Raw genomic sequence first — 11,268 nt, 5'->3', positions numbered from 1 at the left:
CCCGCCGTTCGAGCCCCGGCGCGGCCTGGAGCGGGGCACGCTGACGATCGAGGCCCGCATCGACCTGCACGGCCTCTACCAGGCGGAGGCGCATGCCGCCCTGGTCGGCTTCCTGCTGCGCTCCCGCGCGGCGGGGCATGCCCGCGTCCTCGTGGTGACCGGCAAGGGCGGCGAAGGCTTCGGCGGCCAGGATCGTGGCTTTTCCGAACGCGGCGTTCTGCGCCGCAGCGTGCCGCACTGGCTGCGCGGGCCCGAACTGCGCGGCCTCGTCCTCGGCTTCGAGGAGGCGGCCCGCCACCATGGCGGGGCCGGCGCCCTCTACATCCGCCTGCGCCGCCGCTGAGGGGCCGCGTCGCGGCGGAGCGGAAATCGCCGAGGGGTCTTGAGCCGGGCGGCGAAACGCGCTACTGACCCATGCTCTCCCATTGCAGCCGTGTCGCATCCCTAGGTCACTTGAGGCCCAGCGGACCCGATGCGTGGGCCGGGCCGCGCGCCCGCGGCGGCTCCCGACCTGGGGCACTTCTCCGGTGCCCGGCCCTGCTCCCGAACCGGCCGATCTCTCCCCGCCCTTCGTTGGTTGCATCCTCCCACATGACGTCACAGAACGACGCTCTCGACCCCGTCGAACTCCCGGCCGAAGGCGCTGCCGCGCCGGCCGATCTCGCCACCCGGCGCGAAGTGCGGCTGCAGGACCTCAAGTCCAAGTCGCCCACCGAACTCATCGCCTTCGCGGAAGAGGTCGAGGTCGAGAACGCCTCGACCATGCGCAAGCAAGAGCTGATGTTCGCGATCCTGAAGCAGCTCGCGGCCAACGAAACCGAGATCATCGGGGCCGGCACCGTCGAGGTGCTGCAGGACGGGTTCGGCTTCCTGCGCTCGAACGACTCGAACTATCTGCCCGGCCCCGACGACATCTACATCTCGCCGACGCAGATCCGCCGGTTCGGCCTGCGCACCGGCGACACGGTCGAGGGCCCGATCCGCGGCCCCAAGGACGGCGAGCGCTACTTCGCCCTGATCAAGGTCAACACGATCAACTTCGAGAACCCGGAGAAGATCAAGCACAAGGTCCATTTCGACAACCTGACGCCGCTCTTCCCGACGAAGCGGTTCAAGCTCGAGCTGGACAATCCGACCAAGAAGGACTTTTCCCCCCGCATCATCGACATCGTGTCGCCGATCGGGAAGGGCCAGCGCGCGCTGATCGTCGCGCCGCCGCGCACCGGTAAGACGGTGCTGATGCAGAACATCGCGCAATCGATCACCCTCAATCACCCCGAATGCTACCTCATCGTGCTGCTCATCGACGAGCGCCCGGAGGAAGTCACCGACATGCAGCGCTCGGTGAAGGGCGAGGTCATCGCCTCCACCTTCGACGAGCCGGCCACCCGCCACGTGCAGGTCGCCGAGATGGTGATCGAGAAGGCCAAGCGCTTGGTCGAGCACGGGCGCGACGTGGTGATCCTGCTGGACTCGATCACCCGGCTGGGCCGCGCCTACAACACCGTGGTGCCCTCCTCCGGCAAGGTGCTGACCGGCGGTGTCGACGCCAACGCCCTGCAGCGGCCCAAGCGCTTCTTCGGCGCGGCCCGCAATATCGAGGAGGGCGGTTCGCTGACCATCATCGCCACCGCGCTGATCGATACCGGCTCGCGCATGGACGAGGTGATCTTCGAGGAGTTCAAGGGCACCGGCAACTCCGAGATCATCCTGGACCGCAAGGTTTCCGACAAGCGCATATTCCCGGCCATCGACATCACCCGCTCCGGCACCCGCAAGGAGGAGCTGCTGGTGCCGCCGGATTCGCTCAAGAAGACCTACGTCCTGCGCCGGATCCTCAACCCGATGGGCGTCACCGACGCGATCGAGTTCCTCATGGACAAGCTGCGCCAGACCAAGAGCAACGGCGACTTCTTCGACTCGATGAACACCTGATCCGCCGGCCGGCTTGGCCGGCCGCACCGGACCCGTTCGAGCGGAGACGACATGCCGGCAGGGATGCCGGCATTTTCGTGGGGCCGCCCCGCCCGCGCACACACAAACAATTCTGCCGGTCGGCGCGGCGGATACGTGAGAAATTTTGCAATAATTACAAAATCAACCGCCTGCCGAACCTTCGTCCTCGTCTGACGTTGGCCCGCCGTCACCGCCCGTCAGGGCGATCCCGCTTGGAGACGGCGCATGGCAACCCGCAACGTATCGGATCTGATCGTCGAGACGCTCCAGCAGGCGGGCGTGCGCCGGATCTATGGGCTCGTCGGCGACAGCCTGAACGGCATCACCGAGGCGATCCGCAGCCGGAGCGTGATCGATTGGGTTCATGTCCGCCACGAGGAGGTTGCCGCCTTCGCCGCCGCCGGCGAGGCGCAGGTCACCGGCGAACTCGCGGTCTGCGCCGGCTCCTGCGGACCGGGGAATCTCCACCTCATCAACGGCCTCTACGACGCGCACCGCACCCGCACGCCGGTGCTCGCCATCGCCGCCCATATCCCGTCGAGCGAGATCGGCCTGAACTACTTCCAGGCGACCCGGCCGGAAGAGCTGTTCCGCGATTGCAGCCATTTCTGCGAGTTGGTCTCCGACCCCGAGCAATTGCCCAACGTGCTGGAGACCGCGATCCGCACGGCGGTCGGCCGGCGCGGCGTCGCCGTAGTGGTGATCCCCGGCACCGTCGCCCTCAAGGAGGCGCCCAAGCGCGCCATCGCCGCCGCCGCCACGCTTCACCCCCGCGCGCCCGTCGCGGTGCCGCCGGCCGACGAACTCGACCGCTTGGCGGCCCTCCTCAACGGGTCGCAAAAGATCACGCTGCTGTGCGGGCGCGGCTGCGCCGGGGCGCATGCGCCGCTGATGCGGCTGGCCGAACGGCTCAAGAGCCCGATCGTCCACGCGCTCGGCGGCAAGGAGCATGTCGAGCACGACAACCCCTACGATGTCGGCATGACCGGCCTGATCGGCTTCTCCTCGGGCTACGCGGCCATGGAGGCCTGCGAAACCCTGCTGATGCTCGGCACGGACTTTCCCTATCGGCAATTCTACCCGGAGCACGCCAAGATCGCGCAGGTCGATCTGCGCCCTGAGAATCTCGGGCGCCGCTGCCGGCTCGAACTCGGCCTCGTCGGCGATGTCGCCGCGACCCTCGAGGCCCTGCTGCCGCGGCTGACCGGCAACGACAACGGACGCCATCTCGAGGCCAGCCTCAAGCACTACGCCAAGGCGCGGGAAGGGCTCGACGACCTCGCCACCGGCAAGGCCGGACGCCGGCCGATCCACCCGCAATACCTCACCCGCCTCCTCAGCGAGGCCGCCACCGACAATGCGGTGTTCACCGCCGATGTCGGCACGCCCACGGTTTGGGCGGCGCGCTACCTGACCATGAGCGCCGGGCGGCGACTGATCGGCTCCTGGGCCCACGGCTCCATGGCCAATGCCCTGCCCCACGCCATCGGCATCCAGGCCGCGAGCCCTGGACGGCAGGTGATCTCGCTGTCGGGCGATGGCGGCTTCGCCATGCTGATGGGCGACATCCTCACCCTCCGCCAAGAAAAGCTGCCGGTGAAGGTCGTCATCTACAACAACGGCACGCTCGGCTTCGTCGAGCTGGAGATGAAGGCCGCTGGCTATCTCGAGACCGGTGTCACCCTGGAAAACCCGGATTTCGCCGCGATGGCCCGCGCCATCGGGATCCACGCCCACCGGGTCGAGGATCCGGGCGATCTGGAGGGCGTGATTGCGGACGTGCTGTCCCATCCCGGCCCCGCCCTCCTCGACGTGGTGACCAACCGCCAGGAACTGGCCATGCCGCCGAAACTCCAGGCGGAGCAGGTGAAGGGCTTCAGCCTCTACGCGCTGCAGGCGGTGATGAACGGGCGCGGCGACGCGATCCTCGATCTGGCGAAGACGAACCTGCTGCGCTGATCTTCGCCGATGTCGTCGCGGGCCCGGTCACCGGGCCCGTCCCTTCGATGGTGCGGGGGCAGGCGGCGGCGTCCCGCATCTCTCCGCCCCGACGAGCCCTCGACGCAAGCGTTGCAACCGAGACACACGCATTGGATAATTTTTGACCGATCCGGCATCGGCGATGCGACCAGCCTCTTGAACGGTCTGGTCAATCCAGATTCCGTTTCGATTTGTAGTAAATACAATATATCGAAGTCCGACTTGGCAGTCTTGCGCACACCGACCCGGCGCAACATCAACGTCTCGACTTTCTCGACGACGTTGCCATGACTGCCTACCCCCCTCTCTTCCGCTTGTCCTCTATCGCCGGCTGGCTGCTGACCGGCACGGCCCTCGCCGGTCCGGCCCTGGCCCAACAGGCGAGCACGACCCTCGAAACCATCTCCGTCGAAGCGGACCGCGCGCGGCGGGAGGGGGCGCAACCGTCCGCGTCCGCTCCCCTTCCCGGAGCCGCCAACGCCGTCGGGGTAGGCTCGGAAACGAGCGGCGGCGGCGGTGGGCCGACCGGCGTCGTCGGCTACACGGCCAGGGGCAGCGCGGCGGCGACGAAGACCAACACGCCGATCCTCGAGACACCGGCCTCGGTCTCCGTCGTCACCCGCGAGCAGCTCAACGACCGTAACGTTCAATCGCTCAACGATGCGATCGCCTATACGCCGGGCGTCTCCTCGAACGTGTTCGGCTACGATCCGCGCTTCGATGCCTTCTTCATCCGCGGATTCTCGGTCACCAATGTCGGCGTCTACCGGGACGGGCTGCGCCAGCCTTCCGCCCCCTTCGCCATTCCGAAGGTCGAGCCTTACGGCCTCGATGCCTTGACCATCCTGCGGGGGCCGGCGGCGGGTCTCTACGGTCTTGGTGCCCCCGGCGGCATCGTTGACGTCACGTCGAAGCGCCCGACCAGCGTGCCCTTCGGTGAGGTCTGGCTGCAGCGCGGCAAGTACGACCGCTACCAGGGCGCCTTCGATCTGGGCGGCCCCATCGAGCAGACGGACGGGCAACTCTCTTACCGGCTGACCGGCCTGTTCCGGCAGAGTGGCAGCTTCCTGCCCGGCGGCCTCGACGACCGCGCCGTCATCGCCCCCGCCATCACGTGGCGGCCGAGCGCGGATACCAGCCTGACGGTGCTGGGCGAGTACCTCGACAGCACGACCCCCGGAACCGCCTCGACCTATTCGAACTTCGCCGATCCGCGCTTCCAGAAGACGAACCTTTTCGGCGGCGATCCGGCGTTCCAGGATTTCACGACGCGGCAATACCGCATCGGATACGCCTTCGAGCACCGGTTCAGCCCGGACATCGTGTTCCGGCAGAATTTTCGCTACCAGAGCGTCTACGCCGACCTGAAATACACCCAGATCGACACGATCAGTCCGGACCTCCAGAGTGCCGCTCGCTCGAACGGGCGCATCACCGACACGCTCGACACGATCTCCCTCGACAACCAACTCGAGACGCGGTTCACGACCGGACCGGTCGCCCACACGCTGATCGGCGGCATCGACTACACCAACTCGCGCTTTACCGAGCGAGGCGGTTTCCTCGTGGTGCCGAGCCTGCAGATCGGCGGCCTGATCCGCCCGAACTACGGCGCTCAATTCATCCCCACACCCGATTACATAGGCGGCGGGCGCCAGCGCATCGAACAGCTCGGGACCTATGTGCAGGATCAGGCCCGGATCGGATCGCTGATCCTCACCCTGACCGGACGGCACGACCAAGTCTCGCAATTCACGCAGGACTACACGGCAACGACTCCGGACTCGCTGATCGGAGACAGGGCCTTCTCCTACAGGGTCGGCGCCAACTACCTGCTGACGGACTTCATCGTCCCCTATGCCAGCTATGCCACGACCTTCGCACCGCAGCTCGGCTTCGACCGCGCTGGCGCCCCGTTCAAGCCCACCACAGGCGAGCAGTTCGAGGGCGGCATCAAGACGCAGGTTCCCGGTACCAACGTATTCCTCAACATGGCGGTGTTCGACATCGTTCAGGCGAACGTGCTGCGGCCCGACCCCGTCAATCCGATCGGGTTCCAGGCCGCGATCGGCGAGGTACGCTCGACGGGCGCGGAGCTGGAACTGACCGCCAATCTCGGCCGGGGCATCAACGTGCTGGCCTCCTACAGCCATGTCGATATCCGCACGACCAAAAATCCGGGCGCGCCGGAGACGGTCGGCATCCCCCTGTCGGGCATCCCGGCCAACACCTTCACCGCCTTCGCCAACTATGCGTTCCAGCCGGATAGCCGGCTGTTCGGCCTGAGCCTCGGGGGCGGCATCCGCTATGCCGGCACCAGCCCGGCCAACGACGTGCCGGGCAGCTTCCGCAACTCCACCGTCACGTTGTTCGATGCGGTGGCGGCTTACGATTTCGCGAAGGTCGACCCGCGGCTGACCGGCATGCGGCTTCAGGTCAACGTGAACAACCTGTTCGATCGCGCCTATTTCAATTGCCAGGCCGGAGCCTGCTATCGCGGCCAACCCCGGCAAGTCTATGCGAGCCTGATCGACCGCTGGTGAGGCGGTCTTTCGCCTGAGTATCCTGCACCTGAGCGTCCTGACCCAAGCCGATCTCGACGACGCCCTCTCGGGCAGCTTCGCCCCCTTCTCGGGCCGGCTGCGCCGGGATCCCGATCCGGCGGCGCCTGCCCTGTCCGCGCTCGCCCGGAGCGGCGGGCTTGCGGATGCGCTGGCCCTTTTCGCGAAGGCCCATCCGGGCGCCGAGCGGCCGGCCACCGCCTCGCTGTGGAGCGCCTATCTGTTCGCGGGATTGGTCTCTCCGGCCCTGGCGGCGGGTGCCCGGCTCGGGTTGGCCCTCTCCCCGGAAGGGATCCGCTTCGCGCCGGAGACCGGGTTGCCCGAGACGGTTCATCTGACTCAGGACTTGGCCCTTCCCGCCTCGCTTCCGGCCCAGGTCGACCGGCTGCTCGCAGATTGCATCGCCCCGGCCATCCACATCCTTCGGGCCGAGACCGGGCTGTCGCTTCGGCTGCTCTGGGAGAATGCGGGCGGCCACCTGTTCTGGACGCTCGACGAGATCGCGCGGGACAATCCGGATCGGGCCGAGGACATCGCCGAAGCGTTGGAGGCCCTGCGCTGGCCGCGAGAGGCCTGCGCATCGCTGACCCTGATGCGGGCCGACGCCATCGCCGGCGCCCCCTTGCGCCGCCGCGTCTGCTGCCTGCGCCACACCCTGCCGGGCTTCTCGGAATGCGCGGGCATCTGCCCCCTGCCGAGGTGCCGGGAGAAGAGCGGCTGAGGCCCGCCTCCTCCCGGGGTTTTCACGGGAAAACCGCCACGCTTCAGGCGCCAGCTTGCGACTTCGCCTTCCGGCGCCGCCGGGCCAGCATGTTGAGCCCCTCCACGCCGGCCGAGAAGGCCATGGCGGTGTAGATGTAGCCCTTCGGCACGTGCGCCCCGAAGCCCTCGGCCAGCAGCGTCATGCCGATCATGATGAGGAAGCCGAGGGCCAGCATCACCACGGTGGGGTTGGCGGCGATGAAGCGCGAGAGCGGGTCGGCGGCGATCAGCATCACCGTGACGGCGGCGATCACCGCGATCACCATGATGGGCACATGCTCGGTCATGCCGACCGCCGTGATGATCGAGTCGATCGAGAAGACGAGATCGAGGATCAGGATCTGGCCGATGGCCGAGGCGAAGGTGACCGCCGCCTGATTGCCCGGCTTCTCCTCCGGGTTCGGATCGACGCTGTGATGGATCTCCTTGGTCGCCTTCCAGAGCAGGAACAGGCCACCCGCGATCAGGATGAGGTCGCGCCAGGAGAAGCCCTTGCCGAACACCTCGAACACCGGCTCGGTCAGGTGGACGATCCAGGCGACAGTGCCGAGCAAAGCGAGCCGCAGGATCAGCGCCAGCCCGATGCCGATGCGCCGCGCCCGGCTCTGCTGCCCGCCCGGCAGCCTGTTGGTGATGATCGAGATGAAGATCAGGTTGTCGATGCCGAGGACCACCTCCATCACGACCAGGGTCGCCAGAGCCGCCCAGGCGGTCGGGTCAGTGGCAAGTTGCAGAAGGCTGTCCACGGGTCGTCCGTCGGTTCGAGAAGGGGATAGGCCGCCGTTCAGAACGGCAGAGGGAAGCGGGTCGCGGCTCCGGGCGGAGCAGTCTCCGGCGCCAACACGCGCACGGCTTTCGGCACCACCTTGAAATGGGCCGGCGTCCAGGTGGTCAGCTCACCGTCGGTGTTGACCGCCCGCGGCTTGCGGGTCGTCAGCACCAGCTCCGTGGTTTCGAAGGCGCGCACATCCGCGGCCTTGCCGTGGGTGCCCCGGCGCAGGGCCGGCAGCAGGGCGATGAGGCGCCACCAATGGGCGACCTCCAGGCTGTAGAAGTCGAGCCGGCCGTCATCGACGGTGGCATCCTCCTGTACGGTCATGCCGCCGCCGTAATGGCGCCCGTTGCCGACGGAGGCCTGGATGGTCGTCACCTTCTCGATGCGCCCGTCATGCTCGATCGTCACCGTGAAGGGCCGGGCCCGGCGCAGCAGCCGGAAGGCCGCGATGGCATAGCCTATCGTGCCCCACGTCTTCTTGGCATCCGCCGTCAGCTCGCTCGCCAGATCCGCCGAGAAGCCGATGCTCGCCACGTTGAAGTAATAGTGTCCGTTGACCCAGCCGAGGTCGATCGCCTTCTCCGGCGCGGTCGGGATCACCCGCGCCGCCGCCTCCGGTTCGAGGGGGAGCCCGAGGGAGCGGGCGAGATCGTTGGCGGTGCCGAGCGGCAGGATGCCGAAGGGCAGCTTCGTCTCCACGAGGGCGGAGGCCGCCGCGTTCATGGTGCCGTCGCCGCCGCCGAGGATCACCAGATCGACCGCGCCGGCATGGCGGCCGATCACCTCCTTGCAATCCGTGCTGTTCTCCGGTTCGACCAGCTCGAGACCGCCCTGGCGCAGGATCGCGCGGATCGCGTCCAGGGGCGCACCGCCGCTGCGGGCCTTGCCGTTGACGAGGAGGAGGGCGCGGCGGCCGGCGGAGGAGGCAGCACTCAAGCGACCGCTCCGCACAGGATCGGACGGGGCAGGAAAATCGGCATCGCCGGCAAGAGGCAATCCTCGCACGCTCTCGCGCCGCGTCCGCGCAAGCGGATAAGAATCCGACATCACGGCCGACGCCTCGACCGCCAGAGGGGCCCGGACCCATCTCGGCACCCTCACCCGACATTTCACCAGGGAAGCATCCGCCTGCCACGGAAAGGCAGGATGGGCAGGGCAGCCACGCTCAAGTGGGCTCTTCCGGCGGGATGGCAAGGGCCTGGGAGGGTGGTGTGAGATCGGGGCGCCACCGGGTTTGGACAGCGGGGGTAACACCCGCTTCGAGCCGGGGAGCGGTCGCAAGGGCCCCGGTCTCGGTGTAGGCAAATCCCACACGGCCACCGGCCTTCGCGGAACCGTAGCGGTATCGTCGCGCGTTCCTTTGAACCGGCTGCCCTTCACCGCGGAATGCCCGCGGCCGCCCCAAGCCAACGGTGAGAGCCGAAGGCGGCCGGGCGTTCCGCGAAGCACCTACAGGCCTGCTCGCCCGATCGGTCTCGTCATGCGCCCCGTCCTGCTTCTGACCCTTCTCCTCTCCTCGGCCTGTGCAACCGGTGTCGCCCTGGCCCAGCAGGGATCGAACTGGATCGATCCGCCGGCCAAATCCGACAAGCCGAGCACCGGCAGCGAGCGGGCGAAGCCGGCGGCGAAACCCGCCGAGCGCACCGAGGCCGAGGCGGCCTCCGGCTCCGCCTCGCGCCGGACCACGGCGGCGCCCGCCCGCAGACAAGCACGACGCCATGACCGCTCCCACGCCGCCGAGTCGCGCCGCACCCGCCGGGCCGAGCGGCGCGAACGGGCCCGCGAGCTGAGTTCCGCGAGGACCGCGCGCTCCTACCGCCCTGCCCTGCCCGCCACCGCGCCGGTCGCCCGGGCCGAGCCCGATCCGCGCTTCTCCGACTGGGCGGTGGCCGCCCAGCGCCTGAGCCTGGATTATCTCGCCAGCGTGTCGGCCCCCAACGGGGCGATGCTGGCCTCCGCGCCGCGCTTCTACGACAACCGGGTCGTCTTCTACGGCAGCCCCCTGTCGGTCGGCGCCCTGATGGCCGAGAAGCAGCGTTTCGCGCAGCGCTGGCCCGAGCGGCGCTACGAGGCGCAAGGGGCGCCGCAGGTCGCCTGCGATGGGCCCAGCGCCACCTGCGTCGTGCGCACGGTCCACGATTTCACCGCCATCAGTCCCGCCCGCGGCGCGCGCTCGCGGGGCGTGGCCGAACTCATCCTGACGGTCAGCTTCGCGGGCGGCCGCCCGGTGATCGTCTCCGAAACGAGCCGCGTCCTGAGCCGGGCGCCTGAATGAGACGACCGACGAGGCGGCCAGGAAGACAGGCCGCATCGACCGGATACGCCGGGCGGTCCATGCTGTAGAAGGACAGCCGGGCGCCTCTCCGACAGGGCGCCCGTGGCGGGAAAGAAGTGGGGCAGCACGCGCGTGAAGGGATCGGCAAAGGCCGCAGGCCGGACCAAGGAGGAGGCTGCCACGCCGCCGGAGGTGCCGGTCTCCGAGGACGACCGTCGCATCCGGGCGCTGATCCTGGCCGAACTCGACCGGCAGGGCGTGCGGCCCGTCGCCCGGCGCACCCTGGCTCTGATCGCGGAAGGATTCGTCGAGCCCGCCGACGGCATGCCCGGATACCGGATCGTCGATCGGACCGGCGCGGTGCGTTTACGGGAAGAGGGAAGCGCGGGCGTGCCGCTCGCCCTGCACGAGCTGATCGCGGAACTCCGCGCCCAGCACGCGCCCCTGTTCCTGCCCCCTCGCCCGGAGCCCGAGCCGGAACCGGCCCGAGACACCATCGCCGACGTACGGGCCGCGGGCGCGCGCTTCGTGGAGACGCAATCGGCCCTGGCGCGCTCCCTGGCCAGCACCTCCGCCGAGCGCAGCCGGGCCCTGGCCAGCGCCGCGAGCGAGACGGTCGAGGGCTGGCGCAGCCGCCTCGCCGAGCGCCTGAAACCCCGCTCCCGTCCCACGCCGGATACGGTGGCCCCCGCTCGCGACGCGCCCACCGCCGGTGGCGCGGAAAGCTTTGCCGGGGCACGTGCCCGCCTTGGAGACGGCTGGCAGCGTCTCGCCGGAGGGCTGCAGCCGGTGCGGAGGGCGACGCGGCTGCGCGACCTCGCGGAGGATGTTCTTTCCGTCGGAAGCCGCCAGCCGATCGCCCTGATGGCGCTCGGCGCCGTCGCCGGTGCCGGCCTCGTCGTGGCGCTCACCGTGAGCGGACGCGAGACGGAGGAATCCGGTCCCTCCCCCCGGCAGAC

At 68.8% G+C, this 11,268-nt stretch carries 8 protein-coding genes and 1 pseudogene; 7 read left to right on the top strand and 2 right to left on the bottom strand.

Annotated elements, in window-relative coordinates; translation table 11 throughout:
* The 5 genes from MZTS_RS21150 to fhuF form a co-directional block, all read left to right on the top strand.
* Nucleotides 1-343: Smr/MutS family protein (locus MZTS_RS21150; RefSeq protein WP_192285309.1), on the top strand; the 343-nt coding region annotated here is incomplete at its 5' end.
* A gap of 248 nt (nt 344-591) precedes the next feature.
* Nucleotides 592-1,935 (top strand): transcription termination factor Rho, encoded by a 1,344-nt coding sequence (rho, locus tag MZTS_RS21145; protein ID WP_192285308.1) that lies wholly within the window; start codon nt 592-594, stop codon nt 1,933-1,935.
* A 246-nt stretch (nt 1,936-2,181) separates the two neighbouring features.
* Nucleotides 2,182-3,915, top strand: a complete 1,734-nt coding sequence (gene poxB / locus MZTS_RS21140) for a ubiquinone-dependent pyruvate dehydrogenase (RefSeq protein WP_192285307.1) — start codon at nt 2,182-2,184, stop codon at nt 3,913-3,915.
* Between the two features lie 308 nt (nt 3,916-4,223).
* A complete protein-coding gene (locus MZTS_RS21135; protein ID WP_192285306.1) occupies nt 4,224-6,479 on the top strand; it encodes a TonB-dependent siderophore receptor in 2,256 nt (751 codons plus the stop codon).
* A 13-nt stretch (nt 6,480-6,492) separates the two neighbouring features.
* Complete coding sequence (gene fhuF, locus MZTS_RS21130) at nt 6,493-7,218, top strand: siderophore-iron reductase FhuF (protein ID WP_192285310.1); 726 nt, start codon at nt 6,493-6,495, stop codon at nt 7,216-7,218.
* 43 nt (nt 7,219-7,261) lie between these two features.
* Here the strand turns inward: fhuF and MZTS_RS21125 are convergent, their stop codons facing one another.
* Both MZTS_RS21125 and MZTS_RS21120 read right to left on the bottom strand, forming a co-directional pair.
* Nucleotides 7,262-8,005 (bottom strand): membrane protein TerC, encoded by a 744-nt coding sequence (locus MZTS_RS21125; RefSeq protein ID WP_009862109.1) that lies wholly within the window; start codon nt 8,003-8,005, stop codon nt 7,262-7,264.
* Between the two features lie 38 nt (nt 8,006-8,043).
* Complete coding sequence (locus MZTS_RS21120; protein ID WP_192285305.1) at nt 8,044-8,970, bottom strand: lipid kinase; 927 nt, start codon at nt 8,968-8,970, stop codon at nt 8,044-8,046.
* Between the two features lie 544 nt (nt 8,971-9,514).
* On the opposite strand from MZTS_RS21120, the gene MZTS_RS21115 reads away from it, so the two are divergent.
* Both MZTS_RS21115 and MZTS_RS21110 read left to right on the top strand, forming a co-directional pair.
* Nucleotides 9,515-10,309 (top strand): hypothetical protein, encoded by a 795-nt coding sequence (locus MZTS_RS21115; protein WP_009865499.1) that lies wholly within the window; start codon nt 9,515-9,517, stop codon nt 10,307-10,309.
* 102 nt (nt 10,310-10,411) lie between these two features.
* Nucleotides 10,412-11,268: pseudogene (locus MZTS_RS21110) on the top strand (hypothetical protein); the annotation flags it as partial.

The sequence above is a fragment of the Methylorubrum zatmanii genome (genome assembly GCF_014845115.1).
Taxonomy (GTDB): Bacteria; Pseudomonadota; Alphaproteobacteria; order Rhizobiales; family Beijerinckiaceae; genus Methylobacterium; species Methylobacterium zatmanii.
The sequence above is the reverse complement of the archived record's forward strand: the minus strand, read 5'-3'. Positions and strand labels throughout refer to the sequence as shown.

Excerpts from the sequence above, each read along its gene's own strand:
- rho (WP_192285308.1), top strand. The coding sequence starts at position 592 with ATGACGTCACAGAACGACGCTCTCGACCCCGTCGAACTCCCGGCCGAA.
- poxB (WP_192285307.1), top strand. The coding sequence starts at position 2,182 with ATGGCAACCCGCAACGTATCGGATCTGATCGTCGAGACGCTCCAGCAG.
- MZTS_RS21135 (WP_192285306.1), top strand. The coding sequence starts at position 4,224 with ATGACTGCCTACCCCCCTCTCTTCCGCTTGTCCTCTATCGCCGGCTGG.
- MZTS_RS21115 (WP_009865499.1), top strand. The coding sequence starts at position 9,515 with ATGCGCCCCGTCCTGCTTCTGACCCTTCTCCTCTCCTCGGCCTGTGCA.